We start from the raw sequence: 20,188 nt of genomic DNA, 5'->3' as shown, positions 1-20,188 counted from the left end.
TCTTCACTCCAGTCGTCTGGTCGCAGGAATCGGGTGGCGGGCACGCCAAGGGCGTGCTTTTCTGGCGATACAGGAGAAGAACGATGAACATTGCCGCAAGCCTGCAGACCGACATCACGCCCGAGGGCGACGACTATTCGACCGTGCGCCGGGTCATCGAGCTCATTACCGAGGATTACCGCGAACAGCCGGGCCTCGAGGAGATCGCCGGCCGGCTCGACCAGTCGCCGACGCAGCTGCAGAAGACCTTTACCCGCTGGGCCGGCCTTTCGCCAAAGGCCTTCCTGCAAGCGGTGACGCTCGACCATGCCAAGCGACTGCTCCGCCAGGAGGAACTTCCGCTGCTGGAGACGAGTTTCGAGGTCGGCCTTTCCGGCCCCGGCCGCCTGCACGACCTCTTCGTCACGCATGAGGCGATGTCGCCGGGCGAATGGAAGGCGCGCGGCGCTGGTCTGACAATCCGCTACGGCCTGCACGCCTCGCCCTTCGGCGGAGCGCTCGTCATGATCACCGATCGCGGTCTTGCCGGCCTTGCCTTCACCGACGAGGCCGACGGCATGGACGCTTTCGAGGACATGTCCTCGCGCTGGCCGAATGCGCACTATGTGGAAGACTGCGAAGCGACCGCCGCCTATGCGGAACGCATCTTCGATCCGAAGCGCTGGGATCCGAAGGCGCCGCTCCGCGTCGTGCTGATCGGCTCGGATTTCCAGGTGCGCGTCTGGGAAGCCCTGCTGCGCATCCCGATGGGCTGCGCCGTCACCTATTCGTCGATCGCCGAAAAGCTCGGCCAGCCGACCGCCTCACGCGCCGTCGGCGCCGCCGTTGGCCGCAACCCCATCTCCTTCGTCGTGCCCTGCCACCGGGCACTTGGCAAGAGCGGGGCGCTGACGGGCTACCACTGGGGCCTGACGCGCAAGCGCGCAATGCTCGGCTGGGAATCGGGCAAGGCCTGAATGGCGGGGCGACTGCCCCTCATCCCGCTGCCGCGACCTTCTCCCCGCAAGCGGGGAGAAGGGGTATGACGCACCCTCTTCTTTAATGTTCCAAGGCTTGGCCACGTGTCCCTTCTCCCCGCTTGCGGGGAGAAGGTGCCGGTAGGCGGATGAGGGGCTTGGGCCACATCCGCTTAGGTTAGCGCTCAATGCGCGCCGGACATGTCTCCGAGCACGTCCTTCGACTTCACCGTCGAATCCGCGTTCAGCACGTAGACCATCGGCACACCGGTGGCGAGGTTCAGCTTCAGGATCTCTTCCTTGGAAAGCTTGTCGAGCACCATCACCAGCGAACGCAGCGAATTGCCGTGCGCGGCGACGAGCACCTTTTCACCGCGCAGCACGCGGGGCAGGATTTCCGTGAGGTAGTAAGGCCAGACGCGGGCGCCGGTGTCGCGCAGGCTCTCGCCGCCCGGCGGCGGCACGTCATAGGAACGGCGCCAGATATGCACCTGCTCCTCACCCCATTTTTCGCGCGCATCGTCCTTGTTGAGGCCGGACAGGTCGCCATAGTCGCGCTCGTTCAGCGCCTGGTCGCGAATCGTTTCCAGACCCTGCTGGCCGATCTCGTCGAGGATGAGCGACAACGTCTTCTGGGCGCGGGTAAGATCGGACGTGAACGCGATATCGAACTTGATGCCCGTCTCGGCAATCGCCTTGCCGCCGGCCTTGGCTTCCTCGATGCCAAGTGCCGTCAGGTCCGGATCGCGCCAGCCGGTGAAGAGGTTTTTCAGGTTCCATTCGCTCTGGCCGTGGCGAACGAGGACGAGGGTTCCGCTCATATGTCTGTCTCCTGAGGGTTAGCAACGCTTCGAAACGTGGATACCGGCGTCCGGAACGATGCGAAAACGAAAGAAAGGATCAGTTGAGCCCGAGCACGTCGAGCATGGAATAGAGGCCGGGCTTCCTGTCACGCGCCCAGAACGCCGCCTGCACGGCACCGCGTGCGAAGATCGAGCGGTCCGTCGCGCTGTGCGACAGGGTCACGATCTCGCCCTCGCCGGCCAGCATCACCGAATGCTCGCCGATGACCGAGCCGCCGCGGAGCGTGGCAAAGCCGATCGAGCCGGCGGGGCGCGGGCCGGTGTGGCCATCGCGCACGCGCACCGAATGGTCGGCAAGCGCAATACCGCGTCCCTTGGCGGCGGCATCGCCGAGCAGCAGCGCGGTGCCCGAGGGCGCATCGACCTTGTGCTTGTGGTGCATTTCCAGCACCTCGATGTCCCAGTCGGCAGGGCCGAGCGCCCGCGCAGCCGTTTCGGTGAGCACGCCGAGCAGGTTGACGCCGAGGCTCATATTGCCCGACTTGACAATGCGGGCGTGGCGAGCGGCGGCCTTGATCTTCTCGTCGTCGGCCGGCGAGCAACCGGTCGTGCCGACGACATGCACGATACGCGCCTGAGCGGCGAGGCCGGCAAATTCGATCGTTGCGGCGGGCGCCGTGAAATCCAGAACGCCCTCTGCCGCGACGAAGGCTTCAAGCGGCTTGTCGGTGACGGGAACGCCGATCGGCCCCAGGCCGGCCAGTTCCCCCGCATCACGGCCGACGAAGGGCGAGCCTTCGCGCTCGACCGCCGCAAAGACCTCGGCCCCCTCGATCGCATGGATCGTGCGGATCAGCGTCTGGCCCATGCGGCCCGCAGCCCCCACGACGACCAGCTTCATTGCGTTGCCGCTCATGTCCCGTTCCGTCCCTTCTGCGGAGTGCCGGCGCACTCCGGTTTCCTGTCTTTCCGCACGGTCGCCCGCCGTAGAGCCACCTATTTGCCCGTGCTGCCGGCGGCGGGCGCCTGGAGGCTGTTGAGACGAGCGTAGAGACCGTTCTCCCGGCTCGCAAGCGCCTCATGCGTGCCCTCTTCGGCAACCGTGCCGGCCTGCATCACGATGATCTTGTCCGCCCGCACGACGGTGGAGAGCCGGTGCGCGATGACGACGACGGTACGCCCGCTCATCGCCTCGTCGAGCGCCTTCTGCACGGCCTGCTCGGATTCCGTATCGAGCGCCGAGGTCGCCTCGTCGAGCAGGAGAATCGGCGCACCCCGCACCAGCGCGCGGGCGATCGACAGCCGCTGGCGCTGACCGCCGGACAACGTCACGCCGTTCTCGCCGACGGGCGTGTCATAGCCGAGCGGCTGGGCGAGGATGAAGTCATGCGCATAGGCATGGCGCGCCGCCTCCTCGATCTCCGCATCCGTCGCATCGGGGCGGCCATAGCGGATATTGTCGCGGATCGTGCCCTCGAAGAGATAGGGCTGCTGCGAGACATAGGCGATGGCGTTGCGCAGCGACTGTTTCGTCACATGGGCGATGTCCTGCCCGTCGATGAGGATCTCACCCACTTCCGGATCGTAGAAGCGCGGAATGAGGTTGATGACCGTCGACTTGCCGGCGCCCGACGGCCCAACGAGCGCCGTCGTGCGGCCACCCTCGGCGGTGAAGCTGACATCCTTGAGGATCGCCTCGTTTTCCGAATAGCCGAAACGCACGCCCCGGAAGGTGATCGTGGCATTGGAAACGGCGAGCGGCTTTGCATCCGGCCGGTCGGCCTGCCGCGGCTTCAGGTCGAGCACCTCGTAGATCATGCGCGCATTGACGACCGCGCGCTCCAGCGAGACCTGCAGGCGGGCGAGGCGCTTTGCCGGGTCGTAGGCCATCAGCAGCGCCGTGACGAAGGAGAAGAAGGCGCCCGGCAGCACGCCGCCGTAGATCGAGCGGTAGGCCGCATAGGCGAGCACGCCGGCAATCGCTGCACCCGCAAAGGTTTCGGTCATCGGCGCGGTGCGCTCGGTCAGCCGCGCGATGCGGTTGGAGCGGCTTTCGGCCCTCTCGATGATGCCCTCGACCTTGGTCTTCAGCTGCGCCTCCATGGTGAAGGCCTTGACGATGGCGATGCCCTGGATGGTCTCCTGCATGGCGCCGAGCACATGGCTGTTGAGCTCGACAGATTCGCGCGTGGCGCTGCGCAGGCGCCTGGAAACGTAGCGCAGGCCGATCAGGAGCGGCGGGGCGACGACGAAGACGATCAGCGTCAGCAGCCAGTCCTTGGAGATCATCACGCCGATGAGGGCGACGAGCGTCAGGAAATCACGCGCGACCGAGGTCACCGTCATGTTCAGGACGTCGCGGATGCCGGTGACGTTCTGGCTGATCTGGGCGGCGAGATAGGCCGAGCGCGATTCGTTGAAATAGCCGACGCTCAGCGCCATCAGGTGCGAGTAGAGCCGCCGCTGGTAGCGGGCGACGATATTGTTGCCGATCTTCGACAGGATGACGGCCTGGTAGTAGGTGGCAAAGCCGCGCAGCACGAAGGCGATGAAGATCGAGCCGCAAATGAGGGCGACGAGGTCGGCGCGCTTGTTCGCGAAGGCCTCGTTGACCACCGATTCCATGATCCAGGCGGTAAAGCCCGTCGTACCGGCGACGATGGCGAGGCAGAGGATGGCCAGGACATAGCCGCGGACGTGCTCGCGGCCGTTTTCGGCGATGATGCGCTTGAGCACGGTGGCGACGGTGTCGGAGCTGACGTGTGGGCGCTCGGTTCGACTCTTATCGGCCAATAAACTGACTTTCCTGCACGATCCTGCGGCACCGGGAGGATGTGCCGCGCTGGACCCGCTCTATAGGGGCTCGGTCCCTCTTTGGCGAGTCCGCGGGGCTGCGAAGCGCCGGCGGAGTCTTCACCTTTTCCAGTGGCGTCCCTCGGTTGCAACACCAAAGCGGTCGGGCATGCGCGCAAAGGCGGCAAGACCGGCAAGGGCTGCGACCGGATGGGTGACCACATAGGTCGGGATCGTCTTCAGAAGCGCGCTGTGCGGCGCCTTGTCCTCGAAAGCGGCGCGGAACTCCGGTCCACGCAGCGCCGGCAGGATCTTCTGCGAGATGCCGCCGGCGAGGAACACGCCGCCCTTGGCCATGAAGATCATCGCCATGTCACCGGCGACGCGGCCGAGATAGGTGGAAAACAGCGAGACGGTCTCGATCGCCGCGCGATCCTCCTGCGCCAGCGCCCTGGACGTGACGTCCGCCGGGGTTTCGAGCGGAGCATCGACGCCGTCGGCCGCCGAGACGGCGCGGTAGATGTTCATGATGCCGCGGCCGCACAGGAGCTGCTCGGCGGAAATGCGGCCTTCGATGGGCTCGAGAAAGGGCCAGATCTGGTGGTCGCGCTCGCTGCGCGGGCCGACATCGACATGGCCACCCTCTCCCGGCACCGGGATCCAGCTGTGGCGCGCATAGACGAGCCCGGCAACGCCGAGCCCCGTGCCGGGACCGAGTACGGCGCGTGAGGCGGCCTGCCGCTCGACGCCGGAGCCGATCTTCTCGCGGTCCCCTTCACCGAGCGAGGCGATGGCAAGCGCCTGCGCCTCGAAATCGTTGACGAGCAGCACGTCGTCGAAGCCGAGATTGGCGATCATGTCGCGCGGGCGCACCACCCAGGGGCAATTGGTCAGCGGCACTTCGTCGCCCTCGATGGGGCCGGCAAGCGCCAGAATGGCCGAACGCGGCTGCACCGAACTCGTGTCGAGGATGCATTGCTGGAGCGCGTCATCGATATTCTTGAAATTGGCCGTCTGGACGATCGGAAACTGCTTCGGCTCGGCGAAGGCATCGACCAGCAACGCAAAACGCGCATTGGTGCCGCCGATATCCCCGATCAGGATGGGAAAGGGGAAGTTCGTTTCGGTATCGTTCGGCCGCACCATCAGGCTGTCCCGTTCATTTCGCGTGGAGGTCGTTTCCGGTGAACGTGCCGTCAAACGGCGGCAAAGTCGAGCAGATGTTCCGCCGTCGCACGGTTCAGCGCCATCGGAATGTCGTAGACGATGGCGAGCCGCATCAGCGCCTTGACATCGACGTCGTGCGGCATGGGGGTCAATGGATCGACGAAGAAGATGAGCAGATCGACCTCGCTCGTCGCGATCAGCGCACCGATCTGCTGATCGCCGCCGAGCGGGCCGCTCTTGAGACGGGTGACGTCGAGACCCGGGCAAGCCTCCAGCACCCTGCCGCCCGTCGTACCGGTCGCGACGATTTTCGCCTGCGCCAGCACCCTCTCGTTCTGCAGCGCAAAGGCTGCCATGTCGTCCTTCTTTTCGTCATGCGCGATGAGCGCGATGCATTTCTGGCGCGACATGGGCGTTCCCTGCGATTTTAAATCGATTTGAACGCCTTATACAAAAGCGGCAGCGGGTTGAAAAGCCCCGACCCGACACGCCCCTCATCCGCCTGCCGGCACCCTACTGAAGCGGCCGCGGGATCGGGATCGGCACGATGGCCGGAAGCATCGTGTCGGCGGCGATCACCGATTCGATCGTGCGGCCGGCACTCTCGCCACCGCCGGAGAAGGCGAGTGCGGTGGAGGAAACGCCGCCATTGCCTCGATAGGTCACCTCCTGCTCGGAGGCCGGCGAAGCGCTGGCCAGCACCGTGCTGCAGGCATTCGGCAAGTCGGAGAGCTTGACGTAGCGTGGCTTGACGGGCTTGGCGTCCTTCTTCGGCGTCGGCTTTGCCCACGGCTCCTTGGTGAACCACCAGGCGAGCGACTGGTCGCAGCCATCGCCGGCCGGAACGCGCGCCTGCGGCTTGCAGCCGGCCGCGCCTTCCGGGCATTTGATACGGATATGGAAGTGCTCGTCATGGCCGTAGATCGGCCGCACCTTGCCGAGCAGGGAACGATCGCCCTGCCAGGTCTCGCACAGCTTCTTCTTGATGGCCGGGTTGACGAAGACGCGATCGACCTGCGGGTAGCTTGCCGCCTTCATGACGAGGCGGGCATGGGTCGAGGTCCAGCGACGCGAATCGACCGTCAGGAACTTGCTCTTGTCGAGCATGGAGGTGAAGGGCAGCTTTTCACGCTCTTCGGCCGAAAGCCGTTGGTCCGGCATGGGCGTGAACCAGATGTCGGCATCCAGCCCGACCTGGTGGGAGGCATGGCCCGACAGCATCGGCCCGCCGCGCGGCTGGGAGATATCGCCAAGCAGCAGTCCCGGCCAGCCGAGCTTCTGCGCATCCTGCGAAAACTGCTCGATGAGCGCAATCATGTCGGGATGACCCCAGCGCCGGTTGCGCGACAGACGCATGGCCTGCCAGGACGGGCCGTCCGTCGGGATCGCCACCGCACCGGCGATGCAGCCCTTGGCATAGGAACCATAGGGGCTCGCCGCCATCTTGGCCGGCAGGCGCTTTGCGCCGAACAGTTCCTTGGCCGGCCGCTCCTCGGCGGCAAGCGGCCCGGCAAGCGCGGTCAGCGCAAGGCCGGCGGCGAGGAGGCAGGTGGTCAATCGGGAAAGCATGGAATGCACAGGCGTCGTCCGGTCTGAAAATCGCAATCGCTGACGAAAGGTTAAAGGATCATCCTTTCGCGGAAGTGAATCGTTGCCCGGAATAGGCACGCCAAAAACCGCCGCTTTCATGGCAGGCCTGTCATTTGCCCGGATTTTGCCTATTCTCTGGTTCACGCTTCGGCAAACGAAACGAAAGGGATTTTGGCATGCAGGCAGCCTCCGGGAAAATCGTGTTCACCATCGCCATCGCCCTGTCGCTGGCGGCCGCGACCGGTGCAAGGGCCCAGGAGGCAAAGGAGCCCGTCTGGCGCACGGGTATCTCGACGATCGGCGAATTGAAGCGTCCGAACGGCTTTGAACGCTTCGACTATGTCAATCCGGATGCGCCGAAGGGCGGCGAGCTGAAAATGTCCGAAACCGGCACATTCGACACCTTCAATCCCGTTCTCTCGAAGGGCGAGGCCGCGACAGGCGTCACCTCCCTCGTCTTCGACACGTTGCTGAAATCCGCCGACGACGAGATCACCGCCTCCTACGGCCTGCTCGCCGAGGCGGTCTCCTATCCTGACGACATCGCCTACACCACCTTCCGCCTGCGCCCGGAGGCGAAGTGGGCCGATGGCCAGCCGGTAACGCCCGAGGACGTGATCTTCTCCTTCGACAAGTCGAAAGAACACAATCCGCTTCTTTCCAACTACTACCGCCATGTGGTTTCCGCGGAAAAGACCGGCGAGCGCGATGTCACCTTCCGCTTCGACGAGAAGAACAACAAGGAACTTCCCAACATTCTCGGCCAGTTCCCGATCGTGCCGAAGCACTGGTGGGAAGGAACCGACGCCAAGGGCAACAAGCGCGACATCAGCCGCACGACGCTGGAGCCGGTCATGGGCTCGGGCCCCTACAGGATCGCATCCTTCCAGGCAGGCGGCTCGATCCGCTTCGAACTGCGCGACGACTATTGGGCCAAGGACCTCAACGTGAATGTCGGCCAGAACAATTTCGGCGTGATCAGCTATACGTTCTTCGGCGACCGGAATGTCGAGTTCGAGGCCTTTCGCGCCGGCAATGTCGACTTCTATCGCGACAACAGCTCCAGCCACTGGATGACGGCCTATGATTTTCCAGCCGTGAAGGATGGCCGCATCGTGCGCGAGGAGATCGAAAATCCGCTGCGCGCCGTCGGCATCATGCAGGCCTACGTGCCGAACCTGCGCCGGGAACGGTTCAAGGACCAGCGTGTGCGCGAGGCGCTGAACTACGCCTATGATTTCGAGACGCTCAACCGCAATCTCTCCTTCGGCAGGCTCAACCGCATCGACAGCTACTTTTGGGGCACCGAGCTTGCCTCCTCCGGCCTGCCGGAAGGGCGCGAAAAGGAGATCCTCGAAGAACTGAAGGACAAGGTCCCCGCTTCCGTCTTCACCACGCCCTACACCAATCCCGTCGCCGGCGACCCGAAGAAAACGCGCGAGAACCTGCGCAAGGCCATGACGCTCTTCAAGGAGGCGGGTTACGAGCTCAAGAACCGGAAGATGACGAACATCAAGACGGGCGAGCCGTTCGGCATCGAGATCCTGCTCTCCAACCCCTCGCAGGAACGCACGGTCCTGCCCTACGTCAAGAGCCTCAACGACATCGGCATCGACGCCCGCATCCGCACGGTGGACGCCTCGCAATATACCAACCGCGTGCGTGCGTTCGACTATGACATGATCTACGGCATCTGGGCGCAGACGCTGGTGCCGGGCAACGAGCAGAGCGACTACTGGGGCTCTGCCTCCGTCGACCAGCAGGGCTCGAAAAACTATGCCGGCATCGCCGATCCCGCGATCGACGAACTGATCCGCCGCATCATCTTCGCACCGAACCGTGCGGAGCTCGTGGCGACGACCCATGCGCTCGACCGCGTCCTGCTCGCCCATCACTATCTGGTGCCGATGTTCTATTCGAAATCCCAACAGGTCGCCTATTGGAACCACCTCGCCCGTCCGGCGGAGCTGCCCTATTACAGCCTTGGTTTCCCGGATGTCTGGTGGTCGAAGAATGCCGTGAAATGAGCCGGGGCTTGCGCCATGCGGCGTCCTCGGCTCCATATAGCGATGACGAATCACCGCCGCGGACAGCGGCGGCAGAACGGAAGGGTTGGGCTTGACCGACTGGACTGCGCCAAAACAAGAAGACGGACGACAGGCTGCGATGGGTAGCTGCTGATGGGCGCGTATATCCTTCGCCGCCTCCTGCTGATGATCCCGACGATCTTCGGCATCATGGCGATTTCCTTCGCGATCGTGCAGTTCGCCCCGGGCGGCCCTGTCGAGCAGGTGATTTCCGACCTCACCAGCCAGAGTTCCGGCGACCGCCTCTCCGGCAGCGGCGGCGACCTGCAGAATATCGGCCAGGACAGCGCCTATCGCGGTGCACGCGGCCTCGATCCGGAATTCATCGCCAAGCTGGAGAAGCAGTTCGGTTTCGACAAGCCGCCGCTCGAACGCTTCTTCACCATGATGTGGGACTATCTGCGTTTCGATTTCGGCGAGAGCTTCTTCCGCAACACCTCGGTGATCGATCTGATCGCCCAGAAGATGCCGGTCTCCATCTCGCTCGGCGTGTGGATCCTCGTCTTCTCCTATGCCATCTCCATTCCGCTCGGCATCCACAAGGCCGTGAAGGACGGTTCGGCCTTCGACGTCTGGACCTCGGGCATTATCATTGTCGGTTACGCCGTGCCGAGCTTCCTCTTTGGCATCCTCCTGATCGTGGTCTTTGCCGGCGGCTCGTTCCTCGACTGGTTCCCGTTGCGCGGCATCGTCTCGGACAATTTCGACAGCCTCGCCTGGTGGCAGAAGCCGCTCGATTACATGTGGCACATGACGCTGCCGCTGATCACGCTGTTGCTCTCCGCCTTCGCCACGACGACGCTTCTGACGAAGAATTCGTTCATCGACGAGATCAAGAAGCAATACGTCACCACCGCGCGCGCCAAGGGCCTGACCGAGCGGCAAGTGCTCTACGGCCACGTCTTCCGCAATGCCATGCTGATCATCATCGCCGGCTTTCCGGGAGCCTTCATCTCGGCCTTCTTCACCGGCTCGCTGCTCATCGAATACATCTTCTCGCTCGATGGCCTCGGTCGCCTCGGCTATGATTCCATCGTCCGGCGCGACTATCCGATCGTCTTCGCGACGCTCTTCATCTTCTCGCTGATGGGTCTCCTCGTCAGCCTCGTCTCCGACCTCATCTATACCTGGGTCGATCCGCGCATCGATTTCGAGCGGAGGGACGTGTGATGAGCGCCGTCACGGAAACAGCACCGGTCGCCCCGCCGAAGAAGGGCCTGTTGAACCCGACGAACCTGCGTCGCTGGGAGAATTTCAAGGCGAACCGCCGCGGCTACTGGTCGCTGTGGATCTTCCTCGTCATCTTCGTGCTCAGCCTGTTCGCCGAGTTCATCGCCAACGACCGGCCGGTCCTCGCATCCTATAAGGGCGAGATCCTCGTTCCCGTCCTTGTCGACTATCCGGAGGAGAAGTTCGGCGGGTTCCTCGCCGAGACGGACTATCGCTCGGATTTCATCACGGAAGAGATCAACGCCAACGGCTGGATGATCTGGCCGCCGATCCGCTACTCCTACAACACGACGAACTCCAACATCCCTCATTCCGCGCCGACGAAACCCTTCTGGCTGATGTCCGGCGAGGAGCGCTGCGCCGGTTATCCAGGTGGCGCCGGCGACCCGAACTGTACGCTCGCCAACCTCAACTGGCTCGGCACCGACGATCAGGCGCGCGACGTGCTCGCCCGCGTCATCTACGGTTTCCGCATCTCCGTGCTGTTCGGCCTGGCTCTCACCATCGCCTCTGCCATCGTCGGCGTGACGGCCGGTGCGGTGCAGGGCTATTTCGGCGGTTGGACGGACCTTCTGATGCAGCGCTTCATCGAGATCTGGTCCTCGATGCCGGTGCTCTATATCCTGCTCATCATCGCCGCGATCCTGCCGCCCGGCTTCTGGATCCTGCTCGGCATCATGCTGCTCTTCTCCTGGGTCGGCTTCGTCGGCGTGGTGCGCGCGGAGTTCCTGCGCGCCCGCAACTTCGAATATGTGCGGGCCGCCCGCGCGCTCGGCGTCGGCAATGCGACGATCATGTACCGGCACCTCCTGCCGAACGCGATGGTGGCGACGCTGACCTTCCTGCCCTTCATTCTATCGGGGTCGATCACCACGCTCACCTCGCTCGACTTCCTGGGCTTCGGCATGCCGCCGGGTTCACCCTCGCTCGGTGAACTGGTCGCGCAGGGCAAAAACAATCTCCAGGCGCCGTGGCTCGGCCTGACCGCCTTCGTCGTCATGTCCCTCATGCTGTCGCTGCTGATCTTCGTCGGCGAAGCGACGCGTGACGCCTTTGATCCGAGGAAGACCTTCCGGTGAGCGCTCCCGAACCCCTCCTGTCCGTCCGCGACCTCTCCGTCGCCTTCCACCAGGGTGGCAACACTTCGCTTGCCGTCGACCGCGTTTCCTTCGACATCCGTCGCGGCGAGGTCGTGGCGCTTGTCGGCGAGTCCGGCTCCGGCAAGTCCGTGACCGCCAATTCGATCCTGAAGCTGCTGCCCTACCCGGCCGCCAGCCACCCCTCGGGCGAGATCCATTTCAACGGCAAGAACCTGCTGAAGGCCGACGATGCCGCGCTGCGCGCGGTGCGCGGCAACGACATCACGATGATCTTCCAGGAGCCGATGACCTCGCTCAATCCGCTGCACTCCATCGAGCGGCAGATCGGCGAGATCCTGAAGCTGCACCAGGAGATCGAAGGCCCGGCCGCCCGCGCAAAAACGCTCGAGCTGCTCAACCAGGTCGGCATCCGCGAGCCGGAAAAGCGCCTCGCCGCCTATCCACATGAGCTTTCAGGCGGTCAGCGCCAGCGCGTGATGATCGCCATGGCGCTCGCCAACCGCCCGGAGCTGCTGATCGCCGACGAGCCGACCACCGCGCTCGACGTCACCGTCCAGGCGCAGATCCTCGAGCTCCTGAAATCGCTGAAGGTCGAGCACGGCATGTCCATGCTCTTCATCACCCACGACCTCGGCATCGTCCGAAAATTCGCCGACCGGGTCTGCGTGATGACCAAGGGCAGGATCGTCGAGACCGGCCCCGTCGAGGAGATCTTCTCCAACCCACAGCACGCCTATACCCGCCACCTGCTCGCCGCCGAGCCGAAGGGCGAGCCCCGCCCGGGCGACGATAGCCAGCCCGTCGTCATCGAGGCGGAGGACGTCAAGGTCTGGTTCCCGATCAAGGCGGGCTTCCTGCGCCGGGTCGTCGATCACGTAAAGGCGGTCGACGGCATCGACGTCACGCTGCGTGCCGGCCACACGCTCGGCGTGGTGGGCGAGTCCGGTTCCGGCAAGACGACGCTTGGCCTCGCCCTGACGCGGCTCATCGCCTCGAAGGGTCGCATCGCCTTTGCCGGACAGGATATTGCCGGACACTCCTTCAGCGAGATGCGCCCCCTGCGCCGCCGCATGCAGATCGTCTTCCAGGATCCTTTCGGCTCGCTCTCGCCGCGCATGTCGGTCGCCGATATCGTCGCGGAGGGCCTGAAGGTTCACGAACCCTCGCTTTCCGAGGCCGAGCGCGACCACCGCGTCGCCTTCGCGCTGGAGGAGACCGGCCTCGACCCGGCCACCCGCTGGCGTTACCCGCACGAATTCTCCGGCGGCCAGCGCCAGCGCATCGCGATCGCCCGCGCCATGGTGCTGAAGCCGGAATTCGTCATGCTCGACGAGCCGACCTCGGCGCTCGACATGAGCGTGCAGGCGCAGGTGGTGGAGCTCCTGCGTGACCTGCAGGCAAAACACAATCTCGCCTATCTCTTCATCAGCCATGACCTCAAGGTCGTGCGCGCGCTCGCCAACGACATCATTGTCATGCGCGGCGGGCAGGTGGTGGAAAAGGGACCGGCGAAGGATATCATCGAACGGCCAAGCGAGGCCTATACCAGGGCGCTAATGGCCGCCGCCTTCAATCTCGAAGCGGTCCGCAACGAAAGCATCCGTCAGTAGAGCCTTTGTTTTTACGCATTGTCCGACGCCGAAGCGATTTTGCTTCGGCTGAAATGCTTCAGCAGGAACCAGCATGCAGACGAAAAGCCCCGTCATCATCGATCTGAAATTCGACCAGGAACAGGTCGCCACTGCACTGAAAGGCGCCTTTGCGGACCGCGAGGTGATCAACCTCCAGCATCCGGCAAATCGCAACCGCGACCTCTCCGGCATCGACTATGCCGTGGTCTGGAAGCCCGGCGCCGATCTCTTTTCGCGAGCGAAGGACCTGAAGGTGGTGTTTTCCGGCGGCGCAGGCGTCGATCATGTGCTGACGCTGCCAGACCTGCCCGCGGTGCCGCTCGTGCGCTTCGTCGACGAGACGCTGACGACGCGCATGAGCGAGTGGGTGGTCATGCAATGCCTCCTGCATCTGCGCCAGCACCAGGCCTATGAGGCACAGCGGGAAAAGCGCGTCTGGCGCGAACTCGCCCAGCCGGAAGCGAAGGACATGACGATCGGCATCATGGGCTTCGGCGTTCTCGGGCAGGATTCCGCCGCCAAGCTGAAGACGCTCGGCTTCAACGTCATCGGCTGGTCGAAGAGCGGCCGCAAGATCGACGGCTTCGAGATCTTCGACGAGGCCGGGCTCGACACCTTCCTCGGCAGGACCGACATCCTCGTCGGCCTGCTGCCGCTGACACCGGAGACGAAGGGCATCTACAATACCGGGCTCTTCACCCGCCTCAGCCGCAAGGGACCGTTCGGCGCGCCGGTCTTCATCAATGCTGGCCGCGGCGGCAGCCAGGTGGAGGCCGATATCGTCGCTTCCCTCAACGACGGCACGCTGCACGGCGCCTCGCTGGATGTCTTCCAGCAGGAGCCGCTGCCGCTCGAAAGCCCGTTCTGGGCGATGGACAAGGTGTTCATGACGCCGCACGCCTCGGCGGCATCGGATGTCGCAGCACTCTTCCGCCATGTCGCAACACAGATCGAACGGCTTGAAAGCGGGAAACCGCTGGAGCATCTGGTTGATCGCAGCGCAGGGTATTGAGGCCCGCCGAAGCCGGCCCGATATGCGTCAGGGCCGGCGGTAGCCGGTCGGCTGCTCGTAGAGCCAGCCGATGCGCTCGATGGCTGCATCCAGCCCCTCACGCGCCACGCTCATCGTATGGCCGTTGGCGTGGATGATGGTCGCGTCGTCTTCCATGATCGCGACATGGCCCTTCCAGAAGACGAGGTCGCCACGACGAAGCGCGGCACGCTCGATCGGCGAACCGAGGCCGGCGGCCTGCATGTCGCTGTCGCGCGGCGCGGTGCGGCCCGTCATCATCATCGAAAGCTGCACCAGGGCGGAGCAGTCGAGGCCGAAGCCCGAGCGGCCGCCCCACAGATAGGGCGTCTCAAGGAAACGTCCGGCGATGGCGACATAGTCGTCCCCCGCCCTCTCCCCGACGGCAAGGCAGTGGCTGGCAACGACGGACTGACCGCTTGCGAGCGTGAGATAGCGGGTACCGCGCGTTTCGCTTTCCCCGACAGCCGTTATCCGGCTACCGATCGACAGGGCAAAGGCAGCGGGTGTGCGCAGGTCCGGCCCGGAATAGGCAAAGGTGCGTGGCACGGCGACGACATGGGTCGCTGCAGGCGCGTCCGCATCGAGCGCCATCTCCGGTAGATACCCGACATATCCGTCGAAATCGGATTTCACCCAGGCCCAGCCTTCCGCCCGGTCGAGCACGCGCACGCCTTCACCGAAGAGGAGTTCCGTATCAATGCCGGCGGCGGCATCCGGCCGGGGACGCAGCGCGACGACGGGCTGCACCACGAGGGCCGGTGTACCCGTGACATAGTGTTCGGCCGGAACGGTGCCGCGCAGCGCTTCCTCGGCAAGATCCGGGCGGAAGGCGTTGAGGCGGCGGTCGGGAAGGGCGTTCATGGATCTGATCTCGCGGTGCCGGTTCAGGGGGTCTGTGCTCGGCCCCGGGCGATGATGAGGTCGCCGAGGCGTTCGAGATAGAGCGCACCATCCACGGTGCGCTTGATGATGACATTGCGGCGATCGCGGTCGTCGCGCATGCGGGTGACGAGGCCCTGCTCGCCCATCGTGTCGAGCGCGCGGGTGATCACCGGCTTGGTGACGCCAAGCTTCGCCGCCAGCCCCCGCACCGTATGCGGCGGGGGCACCAGATAGATTTCCAGCAGGATCGCCAGCTGGCGCAATGTCAGGTCGCGCCCGTCCTCATGGACCTGTTGCAGCGTCACCTCGTGCCAGAGGCCGAGCGCCTGCGATGGGGTCAGATCTAGCGGCACGGCGTCTCCGGGCACGACGGCATTTTCGTTACGATACCGTATCGTTTCCCGGAAGAAAAGCCGTGGCTCAGGCCGTCGCCTTGCGCAGGTGATGATAGAGCGCGCGGATGGCCTGCGCCTCGCCGCCGACAGGCGAATGCGGCCGCTCGGCCTGTGCCCAGCCATAGATGTCGAAATGCGCCCAATGCTTGTTGCGGGTGACGAAGCGCTTGAGGAACAGCGCCGCGGTGATCGACCCCGCCATCCCGCCGGCGGGAGCGTTGGTGAGATCGGCGATGCGGGCGGAGACGTCCTTGTCGTAGCCCATATAGAGCGGCATGCGCCACATCGGATCATCCACCGTCAGGCTCGCCTCGGTGAGGTCGTGGGCAAGGTCCTCGTCGTCGGTGAAGAAGGGCGGCAGGTCCGGGCCGAGCGCGACACGGGCGGCGCCCGTCAGCGTCGCCATGTCGACGATGAGGTCGGCCTCGGCCTCGTCGGCATAGGCAAGCGCGTCGGCAAGGATCAGCCGGCCCTCGGCGTCGGTGTTGTCGATCTGCACGGTGAGGCCCTTGCGGCTCTTGTAGATATCGCCAGGGCGGAAGGCGTTGGCCGAGATCGAATTCTCGACGACCGGCAGGAGCACGCGCAGGTCCACCTTCAGCTTGGCGTCGATGATCATCAGGGCAAGGCCCATGACATTGGCCGCGCCGCCCATGTCCTTCTTCATCAGCAGCATGGACGCGGCCGGCTTGATGTCGAGGCCGCCGGTATCGAAGCACACGCCCTTGCCGACCAGCGTCACGCGCTTGTGACCCTTCTTGCCCCAAGTGAGCTCGAGCAGACGCGGGGCCTGTGCGGAGGCGCGGCCGACCGTGTGGATGAGCGGGAAATTCTCCTTGAGGAGATCATCCCCCGTGATGACAGAGACCTTGGCCTTGTAATGCTCGCCGAGCGCGCGAAAAACGTCTTCCAGCGCTTCCGGGCCCATGTCGTTGGTCGGCGTGTTGATGAGGTCGCGGGCAAGGAAGACGCCGGCGAGCTGACGCTTGATGTCTGTCGCGTCGGCATCGCTCGGGATGAGCAAGGTCGGGGCTTCCGAGGCGGAGGCCTTGTAGCGCTCGAAACGGTAACTGCCGAGGCCGTAGCCGAGCGCCAGGCGATTGGCCGTCAGCGGAGCGGTCTCGATATGCCAGTCGCCGGCCGGCAGCGCACGGGCGAGCTTGCCCGTCAGGAAGGGTGCGTCGGACGGATTCTTGCCGAGGCCGAACAGGGCGCCGCCGAGATGGCCGTCCGCCGTCGGCACCATCAGCAACGCCCCGGACTCCGCCTTGAAACCGGCCTTCTTCGCCCAGTCCAGCGCGATGGGATCGATCGTCCCCGTCTCGATATGGGCCGGGGTGATCGCGAAGATCGGCAGCGTCTTGCCGTTCTTGGTGTTGAAGGGAGAGGGCCGGTCGATGTACTGGAAGGGGGCCATGGCGGAACCTTTGGGCAGGGCTTGAGAATCAGGCGATTAACACTCTGTTAGGGTTAACAGATTATTGCTGGAGCGGAGATTGCGGCGTGATTCCTTGACCGCCGCGACCTGCGGAAATCGCTTCGGGGACTTGTCATGGCCGCTTCGCTCACACGTTTGTCATTCCGTTCCGGGCTTCTGAGAGGCGCAGCCCTCGTCGTCATCGCCACTGCAATGGCGGGTTGTGCGGGCAAGAGCAACCTCACGACCGGCTCCATTCCGAAAATGTCGAAGCCGGTTTCCGAGATGAATGCGACGGAACTGCGGGGGGCCGCCGAGACGATCGGCCGGGCCTACGAGAAAAACCCGAAGGACCGCACGGTCGGCATAAACTATGCCAATGTACTGCGCATGAACGGGCGCAACGATCAGGCGCTCGCCGTCATGCAGCAAGTCGCCATCAACAATCCGAGCGACCGCGACGTGCTCGCCGCCTACGGCAAGGCACAGGCCGCCGCCGGCCAACTCGAACAGGCGCTGAACACGATCCTGCGCGCGCAGACACCGGACCGGCCGGACTGGCGGCTGAAATCGGCCGAGGGCGCGATCCTCGACCAGCTCGGCCGTGCCGGCGAGGCACGCGGGCGTTATCGCGAGGCGCTCGACATCAATCCGAACGAACCTTCGGTCCTGTCCAATCTCGGCATGTCCTACCTCCTGGCAAAAGACCTGAAGACCGCGGAAACCTACCTGCGCTCCGCCGCCTCGCAGCCCGGTGCCGACAGCGGCGTGCGCCAGAACCTGGCGCTGGCCGTCGGCCTCCAGGGCCGCTTCCAGGAGGCAGAGACCATCGCCCGCCGCGAGCTGACCACCGAACAAGCCGAGGCGAATGTCGCCTATCTGCGCTCGATGATGACCCAGCAGAACGCCTGGAAGAAGCTCGCTGCCGACGACAGCGGCAACACCAACTGATCTCCTCGACCGGGATGCGCCCACGGACGCAAAACCGCCGCACAGTTTTGTTGCAATAGCCTTGATACTTGCTCCCAAGCACGACCTCGCCCCGGCCGACATCTCGACCGGGGCTTTTTTTGATCTGGGCTCCGTCCGTCTTTCTAGAAGCGATCGGCGACCTGGATGCCGGCGGGGCCGAGGATGACGGCGACGAGCACGGGCAGGAAGAACAGGATCATCGGCACGGTGAGCTTCGGCGGCAGGGCAGCGGCCTTCTTTTCCGCCTCGTTCATACGCTGGTCGCGGCATTCCTGGGCGAGGACACGCAACGCCTGGGCAAGCGGCGTGCCGTAGCGCTCGGCCTGGATGAGGGCCTGCGTCACGGATTTCACCGTATCGAGGCCAGTGCGTACGCCGAGGTTTTCATAAGCCGCGCGGCGTTCCTGGAGGAAAGAGAGCTCGGCCGTGGTCAGTACCAGTTCCTCGGCCAGTTCCGGCGAGGCCATGGCGATTTCATCGGCCACGCGCCTGAAGGCGACCTCGATGGAAATACCGGACTCGACGCAGATCAGCATGAGGTCGAGCGCATCCGGCCAGGCCCGCTTGATGGACAGCTGGCGCTTCGACACGCGGTTGGAGATGTAGAGATTGGGCAGGTAGAAGCCGATATAGGCCGCGACGACTGTCGCCAGGATACGCATCGGCAACGGCTTTTCGCCAAGGAAGCCGAGAAAGAAAATGTAGAAGATGGCGACAGCGGCGACGACGAAGGGCAGCACGAAGCGCGCAAAGAGGAAGACATTGAGCGCATTCTGCGAGCGGTAGCCGGCCTGACGCAGGCGGTTCATCGTGTTGGCGTCGACCAGCGCCTCACGCAGGTTGAGCCGCTCGACGACCTGGCGGACGGGAGCGTTGTGCTGGGCGCGCAGCGAGGCCTTGCTCTGGCTTGCTTCAGCGCTCATGCGGGCACGTTCGCGCGCGCGCATCTGCTCGCGCTCCAGTGCCACGGACTTCATGCGCTTGTCGAGGTCGCCGCGGTCGAGATAGGGCGCGGCAAGCGTGTAGACGGTCGCGAGCACCGCAATCATCACGAAGGCCGGCAGCAGCACGGCCGGATCGGTAAGGGTGGTGACTAATCCCGACATGCCCCTGCCCCTCAGATATCGAAGTTGATCATGTTGCGCATCACGAAAATGCCGATGGACATCCAGACGGCCGAAATGCCGAGAATGAGATGGCCGCGCGAATCCTGGAACAGGATCATGATGTAGTCGGGTGAGGTCAGGTAGACGAGGAAGGCGACGATGAACGGCAGGGCGCCGATGATGGCGGCCGAGGCCTTCGCCTCCATCGACAGCGCGCTCACCTTGGCTTTCATCTTGCGCCGTTCGCGCAGGACGCGGGAGAGGTTGCCGAGCGCTTCGGACAGGTTGCCGCCGGCCTGGCTCTGGATCGCGATGACGATGGCGAAGAAGTTGACTTCCTGCAGTGGAATATTGGTGAACATGCGCGCGCAGGCTTCCGACACGCTGAGGCCCACCTGCTGCGCTTCGACCAGCCGGCGGAATTCGGTGCGCACCGGCTCCTGGCCTTCGGCCGCGATCAGGCGCAGCGCGTCGGTCAGCGGCAGGCCGGACTTGATCGAACGCGTCATCACGTCGAGCGAATTGGGAAACTCCTCAAGGAATTTGTTGAGGCGCCGCTTGACGAGATAGCCGACGACCCAGCGCGGCAGGCCGGCACCGGCGATGAAGGCCGCACCCAGGCTGAGGAGCAGGCCGGAGCCCGCAATGAAGGCGAGCAGGAAGATGAAGATGCCGGCGGCGACGCTGAGAAGGTAGAACTGCGTCATGCTGATCGAAAGCCCAGCCTGGACCAGCTTGGCCTTGAGGGTGGTGGCAATGCGCTTGGTCTGCTCCTGCTGCTTCTTTTCCAGGTCCTTCAGCGAATCCTGCACCGACTTGCGGCGCTTGGACAGTTCCTGCATGCGGTCGCGCGCCGCCTTGGCCTTGCCCTGGTCGGTTTCGGCAGCCTGGACGCGGCGCACGCGGCTTTCCGTCTTCTTCGCCGCCTCGATGCGCGAGAAGAGCAGGCCATAGGCAAGCCCCGCGGTGGAAAGGGCCGCAAGGGCGAAGATCGCGACGATGGTGATATCCAATCCGAACATCCCT

General features: G+C 64.5%; 18 protein-coding genes. 7 read left to right on the top strand and 11 right to left on the bottom strand.

Features of this window, described 5'->3' with window-relative positions; all coding sequences use genetic code 11:
- Nucleotides 1-83 precede the first annotated feature (83 nt).
- Entirely contained in the window at nt 84-956 is an 873-nt protein-coding gene (locus P9A16_RS11705; RefSeq protein WP_050742758.1) for a methylated-DNA--[protein]-cysteine S-methyltransferase, read from the top strand.
- Nucleotides 957-1,141: 185 nt separating this feature from the next.
- Here the strand turns inward: P9A16_RS11705 and P9A16_RS11700 are convergent, their stop codons facing one another.
- From P9A16_RS11700 to mepA, 6 genes are all read right to left on the bottom strand, one after another.
- Nucleotides 1,142-1,777 (bottom strand): 2,3-bisphosphoglycerate-dependent phosphoglycerate mutase, encoded by a 636-nt coding sequence (locus P9A16_RS11700; RefSeq protein ID WP_023514165.1) that lies wholly within the window; start codon nt 1,775-1,777, stop codon nt 1,142-1,144.
- Between the two features lie 79 nt (nt 1,778-1,856).
- Nucleotides 1,857-2,675 (bottom strand): 4-hydroxy-tetrahydrodipicolinate reductase, encoded by an 819-nt coding sequence (dapB, locus tag P9A16_RS11695; protein WP_023514164.1) that lies wholly within the window; start codon nt 2,673-2,675, stop codon nt 1,857-1,859.
- An 80-nt stretch (nt 2,676-2,755) separates the two neighbouring features.
- Complete coding sequence (locus P9A16_RS11690) at nt 2,756-4,552, bottom strand: ABC transporter ATP-binding protein (RefSeq protein WP_023514163.1); 1,797 nt, start codon at nt 4,550-4,552, stop codon at nt 2,756-2,758.
- 120 nt (nt 4,553-4,672) lie between these two features.
- A complete protein-coding gene (locus tag P9A16_RS11685; protein ID WP_023514162.1) occupies nt 4,673-5,698 on the bottom strand; it encodes a glucokinase in 1,026 nt (341 codons plus the stop codon).
- A 50-nt stretch (nt 5,699-5,748) separates the two neighbouring features.
- The gene (locus P9A16_RS11680) at nt 5,749-6,129 is read right to left on the bottom strand and encodes a methylglyoxal synthase (RefSeq protein ID WP_023514161.1); all 381 of its coding nucleotides are present in this window, start codon (nt 6,127-6,129) and stop codon (nt 5,749-5,751) included.
- A 103-nt stretch (nt 6,130-6,232) separates the two neighbouring features.
- A complete protein-coding gene (mepA, locus tag P9A16_RS11675; RefSeq protein WP_023514160.1) occupies nt 6,233-7,288 on the bottom strand; it encodes a penicillin-insensitive murein endopeptidase in 1,056 nt (351 codons plus the stop codon).
- A gap of 197 nt (nt 7,289-7,485) precedes the next feature.
- On the opposite strand from mepA, the gene P9A16_RS11670 reads away from it, so the two are divergent.
- From P9A16_RS11670 to P9A16_RS11650, 5 genes are all read left to right on the top strand, one after another.
- Nucleotides 7,486-9,336, top strand: a complete 1,851-nt coding sequence (locus tag P9A16_RS11670) for an extracellular solute-binding protein (RefSeq protein ID WP_024270982.1) — start codon at nt 7,486-7,488, stop codon at nt 9,334-9,336.
- Nucleotides 9,337-9,489: 153 nt separating this feature from the next.
- Nucleotides 9,490-10,566, top strand: a complete 1,077-nt coding sequence (locus P9A16_RS11665; protein WP_024270981.1) for a microcin C ABC transporter permease YejB — start codon at nt 9,490-9,492, stop codon at nt 10,564-10,566.
- The gene (locus tag P9A16_RS11660) at nt 10,566-11,705 is read left to right on the top strand and encodes an ABC transporter permease (RefSeq protein WP_023515701.1); all 1,140 of its coding nucleotides are present in this window, start codon (nt 10,566-10,568) and stop codon (nt 11,703-11,705) included. Before P9A16_RS11665 ends, P9A16_RS11660 begins: the two co-directional genes overlap by 1 nt.
- Entirely contained in the window at nt 11,702-13,336 is a 1,635-nt protein-coding gene (locus tag P9A16_RS11655; protein ID WP_278025705.1) for an ABC transporter ATP-binding protein, read from the top strand. Before P9A16_RS11660 ends, P9A16_RS11655 begins: the two co-directional genes overlap by 4 nt.
- Nucleotides 13,337-13,409: 73 nt before the next feature.
- Nucleotides 13,410-14,369, top strand: a complete 960-nt coding sequence (locus P9A16_RS11650; protein WP_023515699.1) for a 2-hydroxyacid dehydrogenase — start codon at nt 13,410-13,412, stop codon at nt 14,367-14,369.
- A 27-nt stretch (nt 14,370-14,396) separates the two neighbouring features.
- Here the strand turns inward: P9A16_RS11650 and P9A16_RS11645 are convergent, their stop codons facing one another.
- The 3 genes from P9A16_RS11645 to P9A16_RS11635 all read right to left on the bottom strand — a co-directional run bounded on the left by P9A16_RS11645 (nt 14,397) and on the right by P9A16_RS11635 (nt 17,084).
- Nucleotides 14,397-15,251 carry a C40 family peptidase gene (locus tag P9A16_RS11645; RefSeq protein ID WP_023515698.1) on the bottom strand — a complete coding sequence of 285 codons (855 nt, stop codon included), beginning with the start codon at nt 15,249-15,251 and terminating at the stop codon, nt 14,397-14,399.
- A 23-nt stretch (nt 15,252-15,274) separates the two neighbouring features.
- Entirely contained in the window at nt 15,275-15,625 is a 351-nt protein-coding gene (locus tag P9A16_RS11640) for a MarR family transcriptional regulator (RefSeq protein WP_023515697.1), read from the bottom strand.
- Nucleotides 15,626-15,692: 67 nt separating this feature from the next.
- Nucleotides 15,693-17,084, bottom strand: a complete 1,392-nt coding sequence (locus tag P9A16_RS11635; RefSeq protein WP_278025704.1) for a leucyl aminopeptidase family protein — start codon at nt 17,082-17,084, stop codon at nt 15,693-15,695.
- 135 nt (nt 17,085-17,219) lie between these two features.
- Between P9A16_RS11635 and P9A16_RS11630 the strand changes: the two genes are divergently transcribed.
- A complete protein-coding gene (locus P9A16_RS11630) occupies nt 17,220-18,035 on the top strand; it encodes a tetratricopeptide repeat protein (protein ID WP_023515695.1) in 816 nt (271 codons plus the stop codon).
- A gap of 143 nt (nt 18,036-18,178) precedes the next feature.
- On the opposite strand, the gene P9A16_RS11625 is transcribed toward P9A16_RS11630, so the two are convergent.
- Both P9A16_RS11625 and P9A16_RS11620 read right to left on the bottom strand, forming a co-directional pair.
- Entirely contained in the window at nt 18,179-19,162 is a 984-nt protein-coding gene (locus tag P9A16_RS11625; protein ID WP_023515694.1) for a type II secretion system F family protein, read from the bottom strand.
- A gap of 11 nt (nt 19,163-19,173) precedes the next feature.
- Nucleotides 19,174-20,184: a type II secretion system F family protein gene (locus tag P9A16_RS11620; protein ID WP_024270980.1), complete on the bottom strand. Its 1,011-nt coding sequence runs from the start codon at nt 20,182-20,184 to the stop codon at nt 19,174-19,176.
- Between the last annotated feature and the right edge of the window lie 4 nt (nt 20,185-20,188).

The organism is Shinella sp. 838 (assembly GCF_029623935.1).
Taxonomy (GTDB): Bacteria; Pseudomonadota; Alphaproteobacteria; order Rhizobiales; family Rhizobiaceae; genus Shinella.
This window is presented reverse-complemented; position numbering and strand designations above follow the sequence as displayed.

What these genes read in the sequence shown, in the direction of transcription:
- P9A16_RS11665 (WP_024270981.1), top strand. Translation starts at nt 9,490, where the DNA reads ATGGGCGCGTATATCCTTCGCCGCCTCCTGCTGATGATCCCGACGATC.
- P9A16_RS11635 (WP_278025704.1), bottom strand. Translation starts at nt 17,084, where the DNA reads ATGGCCCCCTTCCAGTACATCGACCGGCCCTCTCCCTTCAACACCAAG.
- P9A16_RS11700 (WP_023514165.1), bottom strand. Translation starts at nt 1,777, where the DNA reads ATGAGCGGAACCCTCGTCCTCGTTCGCCACGGCCAGAGCGAATGGAAC.
- P9A16_RS11620 (WP_024270980.1), bottom strand. Translation starts at nt 20,184, where the DNA reads ATGTTCGGATTGGATATCACCATCGTCGCGATCTTCGCCCTTGCGGCC.
- P9A16_RS11645 (WP_023515698.1), bottom strand. Translation starts at nt 15,251, where the DNA reads ATGAACGCCCTTCCCGACCGCCGCCTCAACGCCTTCCGCCCGGATCTT.
- P9A16_RS11685 (WP_023514162.1), bottom strand. Translation starts at nt 5,698, where the DNA reads ATGGTGCGGCCGAACGATACCGAAACGAACTTCCCCTTTCCCATCCTG.
- P9A16_RS11625 (WP_023515694.1), bottom strand. Translation starts at nt 19,162, where the DNA reads ATGTCGGGATTAGTCACCACCCTTACCGATCCGGCCGTGCTGCTGCCG.
- mepA (WP_023514160.1), bottom strand. Translation starts at nt 7,288, where the DNA reads ATGCTTTCCCGATTGACCACCTGCCTCCTCGCCGCCGGCCTTGCGCTG.
- P9A16_RS11660 (WP_023515701.1), top strand. Translation starts at nt 10,566, where the DNA reads ATGAGCGCCGTCACGGAAACAGCACCGGTCGCCCCGCCGAAGAAGGGC.
- dapB (WP_023514164.1), bottom strand. Translation starts at nt 2,675, where the DNA reads ATGAGCGGCAACGCAATGAAGCTGGTCGTCGTGGGGGCTGCGGGCCGC.
- P9A16_RS11705 (WP_050742758.1), top strand. Translation starts at nt 84, where the DNA reads ATGAACATTGCCGCAAGCCTGCAGACCGACATCACGCCCGAGGGCGAC.
- P9A16_RS11650 (WP_023515699.1), top strand. Translation starts at nt 13,410, where the DNA reads ATGCAGACGAAAAGCCCCGTCATCATCGATCTGAAATTCGACCAGGAA.
- P9A16_RS11680 (WP_023514161.1), bottom strand. Translation starts at nt 6,129, where the DNA reads ATGTCGCGCCAGAAATGCATCGCGCTCATCGCGCATGACGAAAAGAAG.
- P9A16_RS11670 (WP_024270982.1), top strand. Translation starts at nt 7,486, where the DNA reads ATGCAGGCAGCCTCCGGGAAAATCGTGTTCACCATCGCCATCGCCCTG.
- P9A16_RS11630 (WP_023515695.1), top strand. Translation starts at nt 17,220, where the DNA reads ATGGCCGCTTCGCTCACACGTTTGTCATTCCGTTCCGGGCTTCTGAGA.